Annotated in this window: 21 protein-coding genes; 11 read left to right on the top strand and 10 right to left on the bottom strand. The window is 53.6% G+C overall.

Features of this window, described 5'->3' with window-relative positions; translation table 11 throughout:
* Nucleotides 1-91 precede the first annotated feature (91 nt).
* The gene (gene dsbB / locus ACRQ84_RS06560) at nucleotides 92-622 is read left to right on the top strand and encodes a disulfide bond formation protein DsbB (protein ID WP_064738872.1); all 531 of its coding nucleotides are present in this window, start codon (nucleotides 92-94) and stop codon (nucleotides 620-622) included.
* 40 nt (nucleotides 623-662) lie between these two features.
* On the opposite strand, the gene ACRQ84_RS06565 is transcribed toward dsbB, so the two are convergent.
* The 3 genes from ACRQ84_RS06565 to ACRQ84_RS06575 form a co-directional block, all read right to left on the bottom strand.
* Nucleotides 663-1,109 (bottom strand): YcgN family cysteine cluster protein, encoded by a 447-nt coding sequence (locus ACRQ84_RS06565; RefSeq protein ID WP_064738873.1) that lies wholly within the window; start codon nucleotides 1,107-1,109, stop codon nucleotides 663-665.
* 64 nt (nucleotides 1,110-1,173) lie between these two features.
* Nucleotides 1,174-1,833, bottom strand: a complete 660-nt coding sequence (locus ACRQ84_RS06570) for a fumarylacetoacetate hydrolase family protein (protein WP_064738874.1) — start codon at nucleotides 1,831-1,833, stop codon at nucleotides 1,174-1,176.
* Nucleotides 1,834-2,111: 278 nt separating this feature from the next.
* On the bottom strand, nucleotides 2,112-2,387 hold the full coding sequence (locus tag ACRQ84_RS06575) for a YcgL domain-containing protein (protein ID WP_007889664.1): 276 nt from the start codon (nucleotides 2,385-2,387) through the stop codon (nucleotides 2,112-2,114).
* Between the two features lie 153 nt (nucleotides 2,388-2,540).
* Between ACRQ84_RS06575 and minC the strand changes: the two genes are divergently transcribed.
* Genes minC through minE form a run of 3 tightly spaced genes read left to right on the top strand, consistent with a single transcriptional unit; the run spans nucleotide 2,541 to nucleotide 4,370 of the window.
* A complete protein-coding gene (gene minC, locus ACRQ84_RS06580) occupies nucleotides 2,541-3,251 on the top strand; it encodes a septum site-determining protein MinC (RefSeq protein WP_483817533.1) in 711 nt (236 codons plus the stop codon).
* 33 nt (nucleotides 3,252-3,284) lie between these two features.
* Nucleotides 3,285-4,097 (top strand): septum site-determining protein MinD, encoded by an 813-nt coding sequence (gene minD, locus ACRQ84_RS06585; RefSeq protein ID WP_007889662.1) that lies wholly within the window; start codon nucleotides 3,285-3,287, stop codon nucleotides 4,095-4,097.
* Nucleotides 4,098-4,100: 3 nt separating this feature from the next.
* Nucleotides 4,101-4,370, top strand: a complete 270-nt coding sequence (gene minE, locus ACRQ84_RS06590; protein WP_007889661.1) for a cell division topological specificity factor MinE — start codon at nucleotides 4,101-4,103, stop codon at nucleotides 4,368-4,370.
* A 55-nt stretch (nucleotides 4,371-4,425) separates the two neighbouring features.
* Here the strand turns inward: minE and rnd are convergent, their stop codons facing one another.
* The 5 genes from rnd to ACRQ84_RS06615 all read right to left on the bottom strand — a co-directional run bounded on the left by rnd (nucleotide 4,426) and on the right by ACRQ84_RS06615 (nucleotide 10,849).
* Nucleotides 4,426-5,547 carry a ribonuclease D gene (rnd, locus tag ACRQ84_RS06595; protein ID WP_064738876.1) on the bottom strand — a complete coding sequence of 374 codons (1,122 nt, stop codon included), beginning with the start codon at nucleotides 5,545-5,547 and terminating at the stop codon, nucleotides 4,426-4,428.
* 98 nt (nucleotides 5,548-5,645) lie between these two features.
* Entirely contained in the window at nucleotides 5,646-7,322 is a 1,677-nt protein-coding gene (gene fadD / locus ACRQ84_RS06600) for a long-chain-fatty-acid--CoA ligase FadD (RefSeq protein WP_483817534.1), read from the bottom strand.
* A gap of 209 nt (nucleotides 7,323-7,531) precedes the next feature.
* A complete protein-coding gene (locus tag ACRQ84_RS06605; RefSeq protein WP_064738878.1) occupies nucleotides 7,532-8,125 on the bottom strand; it encodes a Slp family lipoprotein in 594 nt (197 codons plus the stop codon).
* 60 nt (nucleotides 8,126-8,185) lie between these two features.
* Nucleotides 8,186-8,884 (bottom strand): tRNA (adenosine(37)-N6)-threonylcarbamoyltransferase complex dimerization subunit type 1 TsaB, encoded by a 699-nt coding sequence (gene tsaB, locus ACRQ84_RS06610; RefSeq protein WP_064738879.1) that lies wholly within the window; start codon nucleotides 8,882-8,884, stop codon nucleotides 8,186-8,188.
* Between the two features lie 54 nt (nucleotides 8,885-8,938).
* Complete coding sequence (locus ACRQ84_RS06615) at nucleotides 8,939-10,849, bottom strand: DNA repair helicase YoaA (protein WP_483817535.1); 1,911 nt, start codon at nucleotides 10,847-10,849, stop codon at nucleotides 8,939-8,941.
* Between the two features lie 124 nt (nucleotides 10,850-10,973).
* On the opposite strand from ACRQ84_RS06615, the gene ACRQ84_RS06620 reads away from it, so the two are divergent.
* Entirely contained in the window at nucleotides 10,974-11,318 is a 345-nt protein-coding gene (locus tag ACRQ84_RS06620) for a RidA family protein (protein WP_064738881.1), read from the top strand.
* 13 nt (nucleotides 11,319-11,331) lie between these two features.
* Here the strand turns inward: ACRQ84_RS06620 and ACRQ84_RS06625 are convergent, their stop codons facing one another.
* The gene (locus ACRQ84_RS06625; protein ID WP_064738882.1) at nucleotides 11,332-11,529 is read right to left on the bottom strand and encodes a YoaH family protein; all 198 of its coding nucleotides are present in this window, start codon (nucleotides 11,527-11,529) and stop codon (nucleotides 11,332-11,334) included.
* Between the two features lie 110 nt (nucleotides 11,530-11,639).
* Here ACRQ84_RS06625 and pabB point away from each other — a divergent pair, with 110 nt between their 5' ends.
* From pabB to ACRQ84_RS06645, 4 genes are all read left to right on the top strand, one after another.
* Entirely contained in the window at nucleotides 11,640-12,998 is a 1,359-nt protein-coding gene (gene pabB / locus ACRQ84_RS06630; RefSeq protein WP_483817536.1) for an aminodeoxychorismate synthase component 1, read from the top strand.
* Between the two features lies 1 nt (nucleotide 12,999).
* Nucleotides 13,000-13,569: a CoA pyrophosphatase gene (locus ACRQ84_RS06635; RefSeq protein WP_483817537.1), complete on the top strand. Its 570-nt coding sequence runs from the start codon at nucleotides 13,000-13,002 to the stop codon at nucleotides 13,567-13,569.
* 192 nt (nucleotides 13,570-13,761) lie between these two features.
* A complete protein-coding gene (locus ACRQ84_RS06640) occupies nucleotides 13,762-15,126 on the top strand; it encodes an L-serine ammonia-lyase (protein WP_483817538.1) in 1,365 nt (454 codons plus the stop codon).
* 229 nt (nucleotides 15,127-15,355) lie between these two features.
* Nucleotides 15,356-16,918, top strand: a complete 1,563-nt coding sequence (locus ACRQ84_RS06645; RefSeq protein ID WP_064738886.1) for an EAL domain-containing protein — start codon at nucleotides 15,356-15,358, stop codon at nucleotides 16,916-16,918.
* A 53-nt stretch (nucleotides 16,919-16,971) separates the two neighbouring features.
* Here ACRQ84_RS06645 and ACRQ84_RS06650 read toward each other — a convergent pair whose 3' ends face one another.
* Nucleotides 16,972-18,537 carry a TerC family protein gene (locus tag ACRQ84_RS06650; protein ID WP_064738887.1) on the bottom strand — a complete coding sequence of 522 codons (1,566 nt, stop codon included), beginning with the start codon at nucleotides 18,535-18,537 and terminating at the stop codon, nucleotides 16,972-16,974.
* Nucleotides 18,538-19,047: 510 nt separating this feature from the next.
* On the opposite strand from ACRQ84_RS06650, the gene manX reads away from it, so the two are divergent.
* Together manX and ACRQ84_RS06660 are read left to right on the top strand one after the other, a co-directional pair.
* The gene (manX, locus tag ACRQ84_RS06655; protein ID WP_483817539.1) at nucleotides 19,048-20,019 is read left to right on the top strand and encodes a PTS mannose transporter subunit IIAB; all 972 of its coding nucleotides are present in this window, start codon (nucleotides 19,048-19,050) and stop codon (nucleotides 20,017-20,019) included.
* A gap of 58 nt (nucleotides 20,020-20,077) precedes the next feature.
* A complete protein-coding gene (locus ACRQ84_RS06660; protein ID WP_064738889.1) occupies nucleotides 20,078-20,878 on the top strand; it encodes a PTS mannose/fructose/sorbose transporter subunit IIC in 801 nt (266 codons plus the stop codon).
* Nucleotides 20,879-20,884: the final 6 nt, after the last annotated feature.

Genomic DNA, 20,884 nt, shown 5'->3' on the forward strand with positions numbered 1-20,884 from the left:
TTTTTGTACATGATTTTTTCCCGTTACCTGGCTGGCACGGTTGCGCTTTTGGTTTACACTGCGAAACATTAACGGTTACAGGAAAAGCAATATGTTGCGATATTTGAATCAATGCTCGCGTGGACGGGGTGCCTGGCTTTTGCTGGCCCTGACGGCGTTAGCATTTGAATTAACAGCCTTGTATTTTCAGCACGTAATGGGGCTGCAACCCTGCGTAATGTGTATTTATGAGCGTTGTGCGCTATTTGGCGTGATGGGTGCGGGCATTGTTGGGGCGCTAGCGCCGAAAACTCCGCTGCGCTGGGCGGCGATCCTCATCTGGATTTATAGCGCCATTGAAGGTACGCGCCTTTCTTACGATCACACCATGATTCAGCTGCATCCTAATCCGTTTGTCACCTGCGACTTTGCCGCACGCTTCCCAAGCTGGTTACCGCTGGATAAATGGTTGCCTTCAGTGTTCGTGGCCAGCGGTGACTGCGCCGAACGTGGATGGACTTTCCTGACCTGGAGCATGCCGCAGTGGATGATCGTGATTTTTGCCGCTTATCTATTGGTGGCGCTGCTGGTGTTGATTGCACAACCGTTCAAACCTAAACGCCGTGATCTGTTCGGTCGTTAAGCACAAACAAAACAGGCAGCCTTAGCTGCCTGTTGCATGATTACCCGTTGCGATCAGGTCGATCAATTATATGCTCTTCCCAATCCCGCACTTCACTCTCACGCACCGCAATAAATCGCACTGAAATGCGCTGCGCATGCATCGCCTTTTTAGAACCCGCGATCAGCGGATGCCAGGCCGGCAAGGATTTACCTTCGCCTAACACGCGATACGCACAAGTCCGCGGCAACCATTCAAAACTGGTAAGGTTTTCACGCGTCAGCTTGATGCAATTCTCTTCTAACTCAAAACGACGCTCATAGCTCCGACACTGGCAGGTTTTGATGTTCAGTTGATTACAGGCAACGTTGGTGAAGTAGATTTCATCAGTGTCCGCATCCTGCAACTTATTCAGGCAACATTGGCCGCAGCCGTCGCACAGGGATTCCCACTCTGCGTCGTTCATTTGGTCAAGGCGTTTAGTCTGCCAGAAAGGTTGTTCAGTCATGATGGCGGTCCGGGTTAGCAATGAAACCGCACCTTATAAAGGTTCAGGTGCGGTGATGCAAGTTTTACAGTACGCGAGTAGAAATACCGTGGCCGGCCAGCGATACTTCCAGCTTATCGCCAGATCGCATCGGGCCAACGCCTTCAGGCGTACCAGTCAATACCACATCGCCCGCGCGCAGGGTGAAATACTGGCTCATATAGGCAATCAGCGGCAAAATTTTGTGGATCATATCGGCGGTAGTCCCGTGCTGACGCACCTCGCCGTTAACCACCAGCTTCAGCTCGGTGTTTTGTGGATCGCCGCTAAACTCAGAAACAGGGATAAAACCCGACAGCGGACAGGAATTATCGAAACCTTTGGATTTCTCCCACGGTTGGCCGGCTTTCTTCAGACCGGCCTGCACATCGCGCAAGGTCAAATCCAATGCCACGCCATATCCCGCAATCGCCTTCGCCACGTGTTCTTCACTCGCCTGCTTTAGCGTCGAGCCAATCAGCACCGCCAGTTCCACTTCATGATGCACTTCACCAAAATTTGCCGGAATCGACAGCGGCTGGCGCAGATCGCACACGGCGGTTTCCGGTTTGATAAACACAACCGGTTCGGTTGGCGTGGCACTGCCCATTTCCTTGATGTGCTTCGCATAGTTGCTGCCAACGCATACCACTTTACTGACCGGGTAATCCAACAGAGCGCCCTGCCAGTTACGATGCTGATACATGCTATTCCCCTGCTTTGGTTGTGTTTGGGATGTGTTTGCCGCCAGCGCTTCTGGCGATTAAGTCTGGCTCAGTGCCGGAACGCGACAGGCTGAGGAAGAATATATTAGCGGGTTTAGGGCGGCCGTCGTGGCGTAAATTGTCAAAAGTCGTTAATCGTATACAACAAAATCAGCTAAACGCCTGGATAATTGCCCGCAATAAAGGGTTAAAGCGGGCGATTAATTAACGTAAATAGCACTGATTATTTCTACAGGATATATTTACAGATGAATCTGAATTAATCTTTTTTACCCTGATCGAGATGAATGTTGAGCAGACTTTCAACCGGCGGTGGAATTTGCAAATAATAGCCGTGTTCGCTTAAACCTTGCTTAACTTTATTGATATCCGCGTTAGCCAGCTTGTCACGCTTATCCAGCGACAGCACCATTGCCAACTGGGGTTTGCCGAAGCCACGCAGCAGTTCTTCGGGTACCCGTGAGAAATCGTCTTTTTTTTCAACATACAGATAAGTCTGTTCACGTTGTGGGCTTCTGTAGATCACACAAAACATATTTTTTACTCGAATTAACCGGTGGCGTCACTTGCCTGAATATAGCAGTAACTATAACATGCTTGCAGAACTTCGAATATTGACCGTTTGATGTTATTGCCGATTTTATCGACGTACATTTAAGGGTCGTAAAACAGGACTGAGTCAGCACAGATGTCGCAAACGCCAATCGAATTCAAGGGAAGCAGTTTTACCCTGTCAGTCGTTCATCTGCATCATTCGCAACCCGAGGTGATTCGTCAGGCGCTACAGGACAAAATCGATCAGGCACCTGCCTTTTTGCTGAATGCGCCGGTGGTACTGAATGTGTCAGCGCTCACCGGCGACATTAACTGGAAACAGATGCAACAAGCGGTGATGGCGACCGGTCTGCGCATCGTCGGTGTCAGCGGTTGCAAAGATGAAGCCCTGAAAAAAATGATTGCCCGCGCCGGTTTGCCGGTTCTTTCCGAAGGTAAAGAGAGCCGCAAGCAAGCGAGTGAACCGGTAGTTGAAGCCGCACCGATTGTCCCTACAGCGGTGGCAGATGCCGCCAGTAAAACCCGCATCGTCAATACGCCGGTGCGTTCGGGCCAGCAGATTTATGCGCGCAACGCCGATCTCATCGTCACCAGCAGCGTGAGCGCCGGTGCCGAACTGGTCGCCGACGGCAACATTCATATTTACGGCATGATGCGCGGCCGTGCGTTAGCCGGCGTCGGCGGACAAAGCGACAGCCAGATTTTTTGCACCAACCTCGCCGCAGAGTTGGTCTCAATTGCCGGGGAATATTGGATGATGGATCAAATTCCGGCGGAATTCTTTGGTAAAGCGGCGCGCCTCAGCCTGATAGAGGGCGCGCTTACCATTCAGACACTTAATTAAGCCCCTTTTCTTTCGTTAAGGAAATCAACATTTATGGCACGCATTATTGTAGTTACATCGGGTAAAGGGGGCGTTGGCAAGACCACGTCAAGCGCGGCCATCGCCACTGGGTTAGCGCAGAAAGGCAAAAAAACCGTCGTAATCGATTTCGATATCGGCCTGCGTAACCTCGATTTGATCATGGGCTGTGAACGCCGCGTGGTTTATGACTTTGTAAACGTTATTCAGGGTGATGCGACGCTGAACCAGGCGCTGATTCGTGACAAGCGCACTGAGCAACTCTACATTCTGCCGGCTTCACAAACGCGTGATAAAGATGCGCTGACGCGTGAAGGCGTTGAGAAAGTGCTGAACGATTTGGCGGCGATGGAGTTCGACTTTATCGTCTGCGACTCACCAGCAGGTATCGAAACCGGTGCGCTGATGGCATTGTACTTCGCCGATGAAGCGATCATCACCACCAACCCAGAAGTATCTTCAGTACGTGACTCGGACCGTATTCTCGGCATCATCTCTTCGAAATCTCGTCGTGCAGAGAACAGTCAGGATCCCGTGAAAGAGCATCTGCTGCTGACCCGTTACAATCCAGGTCGCGTTACCCGCGGCGATATGCTGAGCATGGAAGACGTGCTGGAAATTCTGCGCATTCCACTGGTTGGCGTCATCCCGGAAGATCAATCTGTCCTGCGCGCCTCTAACCAGGGTGAGCCGGTGATCCTCGACGCAAACGCTGACGCCGGTAAAGCCTATGCTGATACCGTAGATCGCCTGCTTGGCGAAGAACGCCCCTTCCGCTTTATTGAAGAAGAGAAGAAGGGTTTCCTTAAACGCCTGTTCGGGGGATAACCAATGGCATTACTTGATTTCTTTTTATCCCGTAAGAAGAACACAGCCAATATAGCCAAGGAAAGGCTGCAGATTATCGTAGCCGAACGCAGAAGGGGCGATAGTGAGCCCCATTATCTGCCGCAGCTGAAGCGCGATATTTTGGAAGTGATCTGTAAATACGTAAAAATTGACCCGGATATGGTGACCGTTCAGCTGGATCAAAAAGGGGATGATATTTCTATCCTTGAGCTCAACGTGACGCTGCCGGAGCCGGAAGACGTTCCTAAATGATTAAAGCGGTTTCCTGATTTTCCCCTGCGGTATTGCGCAGGGGAAAATGCTGCGCTTAGAGCGCCTGCAGGATCTCGTCGATACCCGCTTTCAGTAAATCACCGCGCCAGCCAGTCATTAACTCCGGTGTGCGCGAAGCGTTTTTCAATCCCCAGTACACACTCAGCACCTGATTGATCTGGCGACGCGAGGCCAGCAGTTCCTGACTGAAACCACTCTCTTCACTTACCTTTTGCACCAGCGCTTTGATGGCTTTAAACGCCTGCTTGTAGTGCGGATGGTCGATCAAATTCGGCAGCGGCGGCGGTAAAGTGGCTTCATCCTGCGCCTGTGCTTCCGCCACCAGTGCCACCATTGCTTTACCGTGGAAGCGAATCTCATGGCCATTTAGCCCTAAATGGTCGAGTTCGCCGAGACTGCCCGGCATAAAGCGCGCCACTTTCCACAGATTCTCTTCACGCACCACAAAATTCACCGCCATATCTTTCTGACGCGCGATATTGAGGCGCCATGCTGCCAGACGCTGTAACGCAGCCAGCTGACGTGGACGCAGTTGCCATGCATTGGTGATGTCGCGCCAGGCTTCTTCCGGTTGCAGCACATCCAGCCGACGCTGGCACAGCATATTGCATTCGCTTAAGGCCGCCGCCATGTTGCCGGCCTCTTCGGTTTGCGCCACCAGCTGGTGAGCAATGGGCAGCAGATAGGCGACATCCGCTGCAGCATATTCACATTGACGCTCGGTCAGCGGACGTGCCAACCAATCGGTACGGGATTCGCTTTTATCCAACTCGATTTGGTTGAAATGCATCACCATCGAGGCAAAACCCCACGACAGTGCCTGGCCGGTAAAAGCCGCCAGAATTTGCGTGTCTATCATCGGATCGGGCAGGCATTTAAAGCGATGCAGGAACACTTCGAGATCTTCGCCACCGGCATGCAGGAATTTGGTGACCTGTTTATCCTGCAGCAACGCCACAAACGGCGTCCAGTCACTGATGTTAAGCGGATCGATTAGGATCAGCTGGTCGCCATCAAACAGCTGAATCAGGCCGAGCTGCGGATAGTAGGTGCGGGTGCGCACAAATTCGGTATCCAGCGCCACGGCGGCGTGCTGGCGTGCTTTCTCGCACACGGCGGCCAGTTGGTCATTTTGGTCGATCAGGGTGTAATTCACGTTGTCTTTCTCGCTGCGGCAAACTACGCGCAGCGCTCCTTGTTAAAAGCAATAAAAACGCCGGACTGTGCCGGCGTTAACCTGAGGAGAATGGCGCGTTACTGCCCTTCTCGCTTCGCCTCATCACGCAATTCGCGGCGCAAGATTTTGCCCACGTTGGTCTTCGGCAACTCGTCACGAAACTCGATAATCTTCGGCACTTTGTAGCCGGTAAGCTGGCGACGGCAATGATCCAGTACCTCTTCTTTCGTCAGTGAAGGATCTTTCTTCACAATGCAGACTTTGACCGCTTCACCCGATAGATCGCTGGGAACGCCAATCGCTGCGGCTTCACGCACTTTCTCGTGCTGCATTAGCACATCTTCGATCTCGTTAGGATACACGTTAAAGCCTGACACCAGAATCATGTCTTTCTTACGATCGACGATGCGAATAAAGCCTTCGCTATCAACGGTAACAATATCACCGGTATGCAGCCAGCCATTTTTTAGCACCTCATCGGTGGCTTCTGCCCGCTGCCAGTAGCCGGTCATCACCTGGGGGCCACGAATGCACAGCTCGCCCGGTTCACCCGGCGCAACCTCATGATCTTCATCATCAACGATGCGCACATCGGTGGATGGCACGGGCAATCCAATGCTGCCGGTATGACAGGTGATGTCATACGGATTCACCGATACCAGCGGTGAACACTCGGTCAGGCCATAACCTTCCAGCAGATAGTGCCCGGTAAGTTTCTCCCAGCGCTCAGCAACGGCTTTCTGCACCGCCATCCCACCGCCGGCTGACAGGCGCAGGGTAGAGAAATCGAGCTTATTGAAGTTGGCATCATTGAGCAGCGCATTGAACAAGGTGTTTACGCCGGTGATGGCGGTAAACGGAAACTTGCTCAGCTCTTTGACAAAGCCGGGAATATCGCGCGGATTGGTAATCAGCAGGTTAGTACCGCCAAGGTCAAGGAACAGCAAACCGTTAACCGTCAGCGCAAAGATATGATAAAGCGGTAGCGCGGTGACCACTTGCTCTTTACCTGGGCGCAGCAGCTTGCCGTAAGTGGCTTTGGTCTGTTCCAGATTGGCCTGCATATTACGGTGCGTCAGCATCGCGCCTTTGGCGACGCCAGTGGTGCCACCGGTGTATTGCAGGAAAGCGAGATCGTCATTGGTGACGGTGGGACGTTGATAACTCATCTGCTCGCCCTGCGATAAGGCGCTGCGGAACGACACCGCACCCGGTAAATGGTATTTTGGTACCAGTTTTTTCACGTATTTAACGACAAAATTCACCAGCGTGGCTTTCACCGGCGCCAGCTGATCGCCCATGCGCGTCAGCATCACATGCTTGATGGGCGTTTCAGCCACCACTTTTTCCAGCGTATGAGCAAAGTTCGAGACAATCACAATGGCGCTGGCGCCACTGTCAATCAGTTGATGCTTGAGTTCGCGCGGCGTGTAGAGAGGGTTGACGTTGACCACCACCATGCCAGCGCGCAGCACACCAAACAGTGCGACGGGATATTGCAGCAGGTTTGGCATCATTAGCGCCACGCGATCGCCCTGCTTCAGCCCAAGACCTTGCTGCAGCCAGGCAGCAAAAGCGCGGCTCTGCTTTTCCAGCTGTCGATACGTCATCGGCTGCCCCATATTAATGAAAGCCACCTGTTCGGCGTATTGCTCGGTTGCATGCTCAAAGAGGTCGATCAATGAAGCGTAACGATCCGCATTAATTTCCGCAGGAACATCTGCCGGATAGCGTTTGAGCCAAACTTTATTCAAAGAATTACCCCGATAATCTTGTTGCGTAGCCATCGCTGCCTCGACAATCAATGTTGTTAACAATATTTTAACTGATTGTACCAGTTTGCCTGTTTCGGCATTTTCAGGTTGCGAAGCGCATCACTAAATTTCGCGCATCGGTTGCGCGCCCAATAAAAAGGCCCGTTCGCAAGCACCGCGACCGGGCCGTAAATAACGCAATGAACATCTTATTCGGTGAGGATGGTTTGCACCTGCGCGGGCTGGCCGAGATTCATACCCCAATAAGGATTGGGTCCCCAATATCCCGGACGATGCCGCGTTGGACCATACCAAATATAAGGATCGATCGGTTCCGGCGGCGTCATCACCTGTTGCGTCAGATGCCAACGCTGATAACCGCGCACATCGATCACCACAAAGTTGTAGCTGGCCTTACCGATATCACCTTTTTCAGTGCCTTTAATATTGCCGAGTACAGTGATGTATTGATTATTCAAATCGACCGGATCAACAAAACCACGAATGTCGGCATAAATGCGACCAATCGAGGCTGAGCCTAAACGCGGACGCGCGCTCTCATCCAGCGGTTGGGTGGCAATTTCCACGCGGGTTAAGCCGTTGAGATTGGTTACCTTAACCACTTTCCCGCCGAAACGTGATTCCTGGCCAACAAACAGTTGCGGCGCATTCATCACGCGCAGTAAATCTTGCTGTGGAAGCTCAGAACTTCCTTTAATTGAATCTGGCACCGAAACACAGCCGCTGAGCAGCATCGCGCAGGCTAACAGAGCGCCAGACATCCCTTTACGACTTATTGGCATAGCACTTCTCCTGTTATTTCTCTGATTAGACTGAGCACGCGCAGATAAGTTGCGCGCGACTTAGCGTCCCGGTAACTTTTTCCATGCCACTTCATTGCGCAGATAAACCGGCTCGGCATGCTCCACCGCAACCGCTTCATCACGCTGCCAGGCGCTGAGTGCCAGCGGCAACATATCTTCCGCCGCCGGTAACACCACCTCTGAGGCGATAAGCGGTGCGCCTGGTGAGGTCAACAAATGTGGATAGGCCTGCCAACCTGTACCCACCGTCGTCCATTCACCGGTCAATGCGGCAATACGTTCCATCGCCACTTCGGGTTTGATCACAGCTTCGGTTTCCGAACCTTGCCATTCGCCGTTTGCGTCGCGTTGATATTCAGCCCAATAGAGTTCGCCCATACGCGCGTCGATCGCGGCCAACACACGCGTCGCGCCGGTTAAACGCCACGCGCCCTGCGCCATAGTCGCCAGGGAGGAGACGCCGATCATCGGCAGATTCGCGCCAAGCGCCAGCCCTTGAGCAATACCAATGCCGATACGCACACCGGTAAAACTGCCCGGACCACGACCAAACGCCAGCACATCAAGCGCGGTCAGCTCCAGTTGCTGCACCTGCAACAGTTCCTGAATCAGCGGCAGAATACGCTGGGTGTGATCGCGCGGAGCGATTTCGAAGCGGGCATCAATCTGCTGCAGATTTTGCAGCGCGGCAGAACAGGCTTCTGTCGCCGTGTCCAGGGCTAAAATTCGGGCGGACATAACAACCTCAGAGAGTCAAAAAATGGCGCGCATCTTAACACAACCTGGCACAAATTAGTGATCCACAGGCTGACGGACAAATTCGATAGCGCGAGCAATATCGCGGGTGCGCGGCGTCGGCGGCAAACTGTTAAGGAACAAGCCGCCGTAAGGGCGTGAGACCAGACGCTGATCGCAAATCACCAACACGCCGCGATCTTCAGTATCACGAATTAAACGCCCTACGCCCTGCTTCAGGGTGATCACCGCATCGGGCAGCTGCACATCATTAAACGGATCGCCACCGCGCAGGCGGCAATCTTCCATGCGTGCTTTCAGCAGCGGATCTTCTGGCGAAGTGAACGGCAGCTTGTCGATGATCACCAACGACAGTGCATCACCGCGCACGTCGACACCTTCCCAGAAGCTGCTGGTTGCCACCAGCAAAGCGTTACCGGCCTCAAGGAACTGCTTCAGCAATTGTCCTTTACTGGTTTCACCCTGCAGCAGCACCGGCAAGGTCATAGAAGCACGAAACTCAATGGCTAATTCCCGCATCATCTTGTGCGAGGTGCAGAGAAAGAAGCAGCGGCCTTTGTTGGCATCAATCAGCGGCTTCATCATGCGCGCCAGCTGACGCGCGCCGCCCGGATGATTCGGTTCCGGCATGTTGCGCGGCACGCACAGCAGCGCCTGCTGAGTGTAGTCGAACGGGCTATCGAGGATCATGGTGGTGGCGTTATCCACACCAAGGCGGCTGGAGAAATGGCTCATCTGCTCATTCACCGCCAGCGTAGCGGAGGTGAAAATCCACGCGGCTTTACGGTTGTCCATCACTTCACGGAAGCGTTCTGCCACCGACAGCGGCGTAAGCGCCAGCGTGAAATGGCGGCTGTTGCACTCATACCAATAGCTGAAGCCCGGCTCATCAATGGCGCGCAGACGTTTCAGCCGCGTGCGATACAGTGCCGCGCGCTCAAAGGCGGCATCCAGCAGCGCGGAACGGCCAAGCGACAATTTGATCACGTCGTAACAAAGTTCGAGCGCATCATCTAATAAGGTAAACATGCGCATGATGTTGTTGTCGCTCAGCAGGTCGCGCAGGTTGCCGCGGAAGCCCGGTTCGCCAAGCGTCAGCCGAAAATCCTGCGCACACTGCGCCAGACGATCGGCGGATTTTTGCAGCTGCTGCACGTCACGCACTTCGGTGCGGTAGGCGATGATGATGTCTTTGGCGAGGTCCTGCAGTTGACGGCTCGACAACTGTTGACCGAAATATTGGCTGGCGATATCGGGGAGCTGATGCGCTTCATCAAAGATCATCACATCGGCTTCTGGGATCAGTTCGCCAAAGCCGCCCTCTTTCACCACTAAATCGGCGAGAAACAGATGATGGTTCACCACCACCACATCTGCGTCCATGGCTTTTTTACGCGCTTTGACCACGAAGCAATCTTTATACAGCGGGCAATCGCTGCCGAGGCAGTTATCGTTGGTGCTGGTGACAAACGGCCAGATCGGGCTGTCTTCTGCCACACCGTTGCAGTTACTGACGTCGCCATCGGTGGTTTCTGACGACCAGCCGCGCACGCTAGTTAAATCGCCCAGCGCCTGTACGCTGAGATCGCCGCCGGTTTGATTTTGTTGCTCAAGACGTTCGAGGCATAAATAGTTGGAGCGCCCTTTCAACAGCGCGGTTTTGCCGCTGAACTTCAAGGCCCGAGCGATGGTGGGAAGATCGCGGTTATAAAGCTGATCCTGCAACGCTTTGGATCCGGTGGAGACAATGACTTTTTTCTTCGCCCGCAACGCTGGCGCCAGATAGGCATAGGTTTTACCGGTTCCGGTGCCCGCTTCAACTACCAGCTCGCCGCCTGTTTTAACCGCTTCGGTCACCGCTTTGGCCATTTGGCGCTGTGCTTCACGCGGTTTAAAGCCCGGAATTGCCTGCGCCAGTGCGCCATCAGCTGCAAAATCGTCTGCCACACTTCCTCACATCAAAAATAAAAACCACTGTAATTATGTCAGGATTCCAGGCGGGCAACCACAACAGATGACATGCGCCCCCGGGATATGGCAGGCTAGCGCAGCAAAATTAAAGGAGAACAGCATGACCATTACGCGTATTGATCCAGAGCACCGCATGTCAGAAGCCGTGGTACATAACCAAACCGTCTATTACACCAGCGTACCGGAAAATCTGGATGATGATGCAGAAGCGCAAACTGCCAATGCGTTGGCGGTGATTGACGCCATGCTGACGCGCGTCGGATCGGATAAGAGCAAGATTCTCGACGCCACCATTTTTCTGGTGGAGAAAAGCGACTTCCCGGCGATGAATCGCGCCTGGGATGCGTGGGTTTCACCGGGCAATGCGCCGGTGCGTTGCACCGTGCAGGCCGGTTTGATGAACCCGAAGTATAAAGTTGAAATCAAAATTATCGCTGCGCTGTAAATCCGTTCGGGCGTTATTCGTTGTCGTCTTCTTCATCCTCATCGTCTTCGAACATCGCCCGAATGCCTTCACCTTTGTAAGTTTGACGAATTTCCTGCGCCACTTGCGCAATCGCCTGTCCGCTCGACATACCGCCCGCCATCAATTCCTGGATGCGTTCAACCGCTTGCTGTTGTTGTTCATGGGATAACGCTGGAAGACCTGTAAACATAATTCACTCCTGGTGCATGGGGGACGCATTATTACCACGTGGAACAAACGGGTGCCAGCAACAAAAAAATATGCCAGGCTAACGACCTGCTTGCTGAAGTGATTTGTCCCATGATGGTAAAAAGCCTCGTTCTGAAGTATACGCCCGAAACGCTGTTACACCTTTTTGCGCCACTTGCCCACCAATGCTGGGCGATGTTGCTGACGTCTGGTCAGGCCGACCACGCGGATAACCGCTTTGATATTCTGACCGCCGATCCGCGCGCGACGCTGACCACACGTGGCGCCAGCACCGAAATTGTCTGCGGTGATGAGGTCGTTCATTCCTCCGCTGATCCGCTGCTGCTGGTACAACAGCAATGTGACGCGCTGGGTGTCACGCCCGCTTTTGCTGCTGATTTACCGTTTCAGGGCGGCGCCCTCGGGCTGTTTGGCTACGATTTGGGACGGCGCTTTGAAACTCTGCCGCAGCGCGCCCAGCAGGATCTCAACACACCAGATATGGCAGTGGGGATTTATGACTGGGCGTTGATTGCCGATCATCACCTGCAGAAACTGACGCTGGTTTCGCTAACCGATGCCGAACAGCGCTGGCAGTGGTTAAATGCGCAGCATGCGCCGCAAATCGCCCGCTTCGCCCTGACCAGCGAGTGGCAATCGAACCTCAGTTTTGAGGAGTATGCCCAGCGATTCCACGCGGTACAGGCCTATATTCAAGCGGGTGATTGCTATCAGGTGAATCTGGCGCAACGTTTTCAGGCCAGCTATCGCGGTGATGAATGGCAGGCATTTTTGCGCCTGACACAAGCAAATCGCGCACCGTTCAGCGCCTTCCTGCGTTTGCCAGACAGTGCGCTGCTGAGTTTGTCGCCAGAGCGCTTTCTCTCTTTACAGCAGCAGGACATTGAAACGCGTCCGATTAAAGGCACCTTGCCGCGCCTTGCTGATGCCGAAGCCGATCGTTTACAGGCAGAGAAGCTCGCTAATTCGGAGAAAGATCGCGCAGAGAATCTGATGATTGTCGATCTGCTGCGCAATGACATTGGTCGGGTAGCCGTGCCCGGCAGCGTCAGCGTACCGGAACTCTTCGTAGTCGAGCCGTTCCCGGCGGTGCATCATCTGGTGAGTACCGTGCGTGCGCGTTTACCTGAAACGCTGAGCGCAACCGATCTGCTGCGTGCCTGTTTCCCCGGCGGTTCCATTACCGGCGCACCCAAGATCCGCGCGATGGAGATTATTGAAGAGTTAGAGCCGCATCGGCGCAATGCGTGGTGTGGCAGCATCGGCTACATCAGCCTGTGTGGCCGCATGGATACCAGCATCACCATTCGGACGCTGATTGCGGAAAACCATCAGCTTTACTGCGCTGCCGGTGGCGGATTAGTTGCCGACAGCGACCTTAATGCCGAATATCAGGAAACCTTCCATAAGGTGAACCGTATTTTGCCCAGCCTGCGCGACGAGACCTGAGATGAATTTAACGCTTGAGCAGTTCCTGAGCCGCTTTGTACTGCAACCCCCACTGCATGCCCCGAAAAGCGCCATCAGCGGACGACGTGCAGCGGTGCTGGTGCCGGTTATTGACGGCGCGGAACCTGGCTTGCTGCTCACCCGACGCTCCTCGCATCTGCGTAAACACGCGGGACAAGTGGCGTTTCCCGGCGGCATGCAGGATGCCACTGACGCTTCGCTCATCCATACCGCGCTGCGTGAAGCGCAGGAAGAAGTGGGTATTCAGCCGGAACAGGTGCAGATTATCGGCGTTCTGCCACCGGTGACCAGCAGCACCGGTTTTGCCGTGACGCCTGTGGTTGGCATTATTCCGGCTGATCTTGCTTTGCTGCTCAATCCTGACGAAGTAGAAAGCGCATTTGCCATGCCGCTGGCGGAAGCTCTGCGTCTTAGCCGCTATAGCGATCTCACCTTGCGCCGCGGTCATCGCCAACATCAGGTCTGGCTGTCGTGGTATGAGGATTACTTTATCTGGGGCATGACCGCCGGTATTATCCGCGCGCTGAGTCAGCAAATCGCCCTGCCCTAAATCTCCCGCTTGGTTAGGCTTTCAGAGCGAAAGTCGATCTGCCTCACAACGGTACAAACGGATAACTATTTCTGTGGTTTATAATTAGTTTATTTCATGCGAAAAGCTGCTCGTTATACGGCATGGACGATTACTATTAGCCGCATAAACGGCTTGTGCCGTGCAGAATAAGATTTGTGAGGAGTGTCACCGGTGATTAGTGTTTTTGACATGTTTAAAGTGGGCATCGGCCCATCCAGTTCACATACTGTTGGCCCGATGAAAGCGGGCAAACTGTTTGTCGATCTGCTGGCCGAACAAGGCAAATTACAGGACGTGACGCGCGTCGCGGTCGACGTTTATGGTTCGCTGTCGCTCACCGGCAAAGGTCACCACACCGATATCGCGATTATTATGGGTCTGGCGGGTTTCGAACCGGCCACCGTCGATATCGACGGCATTCCAGCGTTCATCAAAGATGTTGAGCAGCGCGAACGTCTGCTGTTGGCCAACGGCGCGCGCGAAGTGGATTTCCCACGTGAAGGCGGCATGGTGTTCCGCAGTGAAAACCTCTCGCTGCATGAGAACGGCATGACCGTGTTCGCTTTCGCGGGCGATGTGATGATTCTGAGTAAAACTTACTATTCCATCGGCGGCGGTTTTATCGTTGATGAGGAGCAATTCGGCCAGCCTGTCCTGGACGAGGTTTCCGTGCCGTGGGCGTTTCATTCCGCCACCGAACTGCTCAGCCACTGCCGTGAAAGCGGTTTGTCGCTGTCAGGTTTAGTGATGAAGAACGAACTGGCGCTGCACAGTCGCGAAGAGATTTATGCTTATTTTGGCCATGTCTGGCAAACCATGCAGGCCTGTATCGATCGCGGTCTGAACACGGAAGGCGTGCTGCCAGGTCCATTGCGCGTACCACGCCGCGCGGCTTCGCTGCGCCGCCTGCTGGTTTCATCAACCAAGCACTCGAAAGATCCGATGGATGTGATCGACTGGGTGAATATGTTTGCGCTGGCAGTTAATGAAGAGAATGCGGCTGGCGGGCGTGTGGTGACGGCACCCACTAACGGTGCCTGCGGTATCGTGCCGGCGGTGCTGGCCTATTACGATCACTTTATCGAACCTGTTACGCCGGACATCTTTATCCGCTACTTCCTCTCTTCTGGCGCCATTGGCGTGCTGTATAAAATGAACGCGTCGATTTCCGGTGCCGAAGTGGGTTGCCAGGGCGAAGTTGGTGTGGCCTGCTCAATGGCGGCGGCCGGTCTGGCGGAACTGCTCGGCGGCAGCCCAGAACAAGTGTGCGTCGCAGCAGAAATTGGGATGGAGCACAATCTGGGTTTAACCTGCGATCCGGTCGCTGGCCAGGTTCAGGTACCGTGCATTGAGCGTAACGCCATCGCTTCAGTCAAGGCCATCAACTCCGCACGCATGGCGCTGCGCCGCACCAGTGAACCTCGCGTGTCCCTGGATAAGGTGATTGAAACCATGTACGAAACCGGCAAAGACATGAACGCCAAATACCGTGAAACCTCACGCGGTGGATTGGCGATTAAGGTCCAGTGCGACTAATCATTTTCACTTGCTTCGCTGACGATTAAAGCAACAGTTAATTTTTTTCTGCATCTGTTGCTACCCGCAACTGAGTAAACCAGATACATTGATTTCGAGCGCGGCCCTGAGTGGCCGCGCTTTTTTTAGTGCCGTATTTTTTATTCAACCGCGCTAAACCTGGCCGCCTCAATGCCGATAACCTACACGTTAATTTGGCTTCAATCTTTGTTTTGCAAGGTGGTTACTGATGCTCGTTCCCCAGCAATTTGTGGGCCAATTTCGCCGTAAGCGACTGCTTATTGCGTTAGTGATCGCCTCGCTGGTTCTGGTCCTGACGCTGACTTTTCGTTATATCGAAGAGAAATCGCGTATTGAGCAACAGTCACTGAATTTCGCCACCCGCGCGATTGAACGGTTTGATCGGATGTTCTCGCCGCTGGAGGTTTCCGCCAACAACACCCTCGGCCTGGTTGGCGTCCCCTGCGCACAAGTGCGCTATCCGCTGATTGAGAAAATCGCCGCGCTGCAAACCGTGCGCACCGTGCTGTTGGTGCAAAATGACACACTCTATTGCTCAAGCATTTTTGGCCCGCAAAATCTCTCCTTCAGCCAAACCTATCCTGAATTAGCCATCAATAATCAGCGCATGATGTTAGCCACGGATGATGATCTGTTGAAAGGATCGCCGGTGCTGCTGCTCTGGACGCCTAAATCGTTGGATAACCGAGAAGGGATGCTACAGGTCATCAATATCGAGTTGATGACCGATTACCTGCTGGAGCCGCAGTTGCCGTGGGTGGAGCGTGCGATCTTCAACGTCGGCGGACAAAGCCTTGAGTACGGTAATCCGCTGATCGAGCAAACCGAGCCCTCAGAAGATGAAGTGGCTTACGATCAGGCGTCGCTACGTTATCCATTCAGCATTACGTTGTATGGCCCCTCTCCCGCCCGGCTGGCGCTCAACACCCTGCCTTCGCAACTGCCGCTGGCGCTGATGTTGAGCCTGTTGATTGGTTACATCGTCTGGTTGGCGACCGCTAATCGCATGAGCCTTAGCTGGCAAATCAGCTATGGCATTACAGCCAATGAATTTATGGTGTATTGCCAACCGCTGATTAACGCAAAAAGCGGTGAATGCGATGGCATGGAGTTGCTGCTGCGCTGGCATAATCAGCGACAAGGCTGGATTGCGCCGGACGTGTTTATTCCCCTGGCCGAGCGACAAAATCTGATCGCGCCGTTAACCCGTTTTGTGCTGGCGAAGGTGGTGGATGCGCTGCCGACTCTGCCACAATGTCCCTCTTTCCATATTGCCATTAACGTTGCCGCTAGCCATTTCCACGATCGCGCGATTGTGGAAGATCTGCAGAATATCTGGTGGCCCGCCAATCCGATGCCGAAACTGGTGGTCGAGCTGACAGAACGTGATGCCTTACCGATAATCGATCAATCTGTGGTGTCGCAGTTGCATGAGATTGGTGTGCGACTGGCGATTGACGATTTTGGCACCGGCCACAGTTCGCTGGCTTATCTGAAAGACCTGAAACCGGATGTACTGAAGATCGATAAGATTTTCACCGCCGCGATTGGTACTGATGCGATAAACGCCACCGTCACGGATATGGTGATTTCACTGGCGCAGCGCCTCAATATTGCGCTGGTGGCGGAAGGCGTTGAAACTGCGGAGCAAGCGCATTATCTGCGTGAGCGTGGCGTCGACCATCTGCAAGGTTATTTCTATGCGCGTCCGATGCCCATCGAAGACTTCCCGCTGTGGCTGGCTCAGCATCAGGCGCAATTAAGCGCATAAAAAAACGGCCACTCCTTGCGGGATGGCCGTTTTGTTCACGTCTGTCAGATCACTTACTCTGCCTGTTCTTCATGATCGAATGGCTTATCTTTGGTGACGCGTACCAGATCGATACGGTAATCGGTCGCCTCAATTACCTGGAAGTGCAGTGGTGGCAAGTCAATCACTTCGCCTGGCAGCGGCAGCTGCCCTTTCTGGGCAATCAACAAACCGGCTAATGAAGCGTGATCTTCATCGGCCTTCACTAACTCGTGATGATCCAGCAGCTGTTGCAGCGAGTGCAAATCGGTGCCGCCCTTCACTAACCAACCGTCGCCATCAGCAATGATGTCTGGCGTTTCATCTTCATCCGGGAACTCACCGGCAATCGCCTCCAGCACGTCCAGCGGCGTGATTAAGCCCTGTACCACACCAAATTCGTTGGTGACAATCACGAAGCTACCTTTTGCACGGCGCAGCACGCCCAGAAGATTGATGGGGTCCAGCGTTTCCGGCACCACAATCGCCGGCGTGTTAGCGGCAAAGGTCGCCACATCCATACCGTGCTCCAACGCCACCAGCAGCTCTTTGGCGCGCACCACGCCGATAATTTCATCCAGCTCACCGCGACACACCGGGAACAAGCTGTGTGGCGTATCCAGCAACTGAATACGGATTTCATCCAGCGGACGCGAAACATCCACCCACGAGATGTTGCCGCGTGGCGTCATAATGCTGCGAATTGAACGCTGCGATAACGTCAATACGCCGTTAATCATGTAGCGCTCTTCGTCTTTAAACGCTTCCTGCGGCATGGCTTCGGTTAACGAAGTCTCTTCTGTGGTAGCGGACTGCTTACGCTGGCGTCCACCCATCAGACGCAAAATCGCTTCGGCGGTGCGTTCACGCATCGGGCGATGTTCCTGATGCTTAATAAAGTTACGGCGCGCAATCTGGTTGAACAGCTCAATGATGATGGAGAAGCCAATCGCGGCGTACAGGTAACCTTTTGGAATGTGGAAACCAAAGCCTTCAGCCACCAGTGACAGACCAATCATCAGCAGGAAGCTCAGGCACAGCACCACCACCGTGGGATGTTCATTAACAAATCGCGTCAGCGGCTTCGAGGCCAGCAGCATCACGCCCATGGCGATCACCACAGCGGTCATCATCACCGGCAGATGGTTCACCATACCCACGGCGGTAATCACCGCATCGAGAGAGAACACCGCATCCAGCACCACAATCTGAATCACCACCGCCCAGAAACTGGCGTAGCTCTTATTACCCTGATGTTCGAGTCCGCGGCTCTCGAGCCGCTCATGCAGTTCCATGGTTCCCTTGAATAACAGGAACAAACCACCGAACAACAGAATTAAATCTCGTCCGGAAAAGCTGAAATCGCCTACGCTGAATAGGGGTCGCGTCAACGTCACTATCCAGGAAATCAGCGACAGCAAGCCGAGACGCATGATCAGGGCGAGCGACAAACCAATCAGACGGGCTTTATCGCGCTGCTTCGGCGGCAATTTGTCCGCGAGGATGGCGATAAATACCAGGTTATCAATGCCGAGAACGATCTCCAGCACGATCAGCGTGAGCAAACCCGCCCAAATTGAGGGGTCGAAGAGAAATTCCATCAATGACTCCTTACTGAACGTGAGGGCGCACGAAATTGAGTCTGCACCAGAGGGCGAGACGAGAGATCGTTACAGGCGGTGATAACGCTGGAGAGCGTGGAAGCAGGCGCAGGAAAGCGCTGAGAACATGTTGAGCGACGTCGGTGACGGTCCATAAAGGTGAGCTGAAGCCCGGTACTCCTGAGTAATAAACAGATGGCTAATGTATCAGTTACATCAACGGCGTCAAAAAAATTTATTACATTTACAAATATCTACGCAAACGCATGAATATCGTACAAAAGCGCATATTAACGCCCTTACGCGCGAAATAGCTGACAAACATCACATATTTTATTTTTTCGATCACTAAAATAAATCGCGACCTTATCGCTGTGTAGCGGATTGTTTCGTTTTATTTATTGATGCTTTTCTTTATCTCACAACTAACGATCCACCTGAAACACTAACGGTAATTTTCAATGATTCCCGGCAATGCCAGAGAATCTCTCACGCGAACGGAGGTAGCAAGTGACCATTGCTATTGTAATTGGTACACATGGCTGGGCGGCAGAACAGTTGCTTAAAACAGCAGAGATGCTGTTAGGTGAGCAGGAAAATGTCGGATGGATTGATTTCGTTCCCGGCGAAAATGCAGAAACGCTAATCGAAAAGTATCAGGCACGGCTGGCAGATCTCGACACGTCAAAGGGCGTGTTGTTCCTGGTCGATACCTGGGGTGGCAGTCCCTTCAACGCGGCCAGCCGCATTGTGGTGGATAAGGAGGGGTATGATGTCATCGCCGGCGTTAACATCCCGATGTTGGTAGAAACCCTGATGGGACGTGATGACAATCCCTCACTGGAAGAACTGATTCATATCGCGGTTGAAGCCGGTCGTGAAGGCGTTAAAGCCCTCAAGACGGAAACCCCTGCTTCAGCCGCAGCAGCGCCTGCTCCGGTTGTGGCGCAAGCGCCTGCTCAGCCACAAAAGCCGATGGCACCAGGCGATCACATGAAAATCGGCCTGGCGCGTATTGATGACCGCTTAATTCACGGGCAAGTGGCCACGCGCTGGACGAAAGAGACCAACGTTACCCGCATCATCGTTGTTTCTGATGAAGTGGCGAACGATCACGTGCGTAAAACCCTACTGACGCAGGTCGCCCCGCCCGGCGTAACCGCGCACGTGGTGGATGTCGATAAGATGGTGCGCGTGTGGAACAACCCGAAATATGGCAATGACAAGGTGATGCTGCTGTTCACCAATCCCACAGATGTGGTGAGGATTGTTGAGCAAGGCGTGGACATCAAGTCAGTCAATATCGGTGGCATGGCGTTCCGTCAGGGCAAAACGCAGGTGAACAATGCGGTATCGGTCGATGAGAAGGATATCGCCGCGTTCCGCAAACTTAACGAGCGCGGTATCGAACTGGAAGTGCGTAAAGTGTCCAGCGATCAGCGACTGAAAATGATGGACCTGATCGCCAAGGTCAATCCGTAGTTCGCCCTTTGCCTGCAAATGTGGGCGAATTTTAGAGACCTTGCAGAGGAGAAATGCAATGGAGATAACCACGCTACAAATCATTTTGATATTTATTGTGGCCTGTATTGCCGGGATGGGATCGATTCTTGATGAGTTCCAGTTCCACCGTCCACTGGTGGCTTGTACCTTAATTGGTGCGGTCCTCGGTGATATGAAAACCGGTATCATCATCGGCGGTACGCTGGAGATGATTGCTCTGGGCTGGATGAACATCGGTGCCGCTGTTGCACCGGATGCGGCGCTGGCTTCCATTATCTCGACCATCCTGGTTATTGCCGGTGGTCAAAGCGTCGGTGCCGGTATCGCGTTGGCGATTCCACTGGCAGCCGCCGGTCAGGTTCTGACCATCATCGTGCGTACTATCACCGTGGCCTTCCAGCACGCCGCCGATAAGGCCGCCGAAAAAGGCAACCTTACTGCAATTAGCTGGATCCACGTCTCCGCACTGGTATTGCAGGCAATGCGTATTGCGATTCCAGCACTGATCGTGGCGATTTCTGTGGGTACCCATGTGGTTCAGGAACTGCTGAACTCCATCCCAGACGTGGTCACCAACGGCCTGAACATCGCCGGTGGCATGATCGTGGTAGTCGGTTACGCGATGGTCATCAACATGATGCGCGCGGGTTATCTGATGCCGTTCTTCTACCTTGGCTTCGTTACTGCAGCCTTCACCAACTTCAACCTGGTTGCGCTTGGCGTGATTGGCGTGGTGATGGCGGTGCTGTATATACAGCTGGCACCGAAATATAACCGTGTTGCAGGTGCGGCAACTAGCGGTCCTGCAAACAATGACCTCGATAACGAACTCGACTAGGAACAG

It is taken from the genome of Pantoea sp. E2023-21, from assembly GCF_051302795.1.
In the GTDB taxonomy this organism is placed as follows: domain Bacteria; phylum Pseudomonadota; class Gammaproteobacteria; order Enterobacterales; family Enterobacteriaceae; genus Pantoea; species Pantoea ludwigii_A.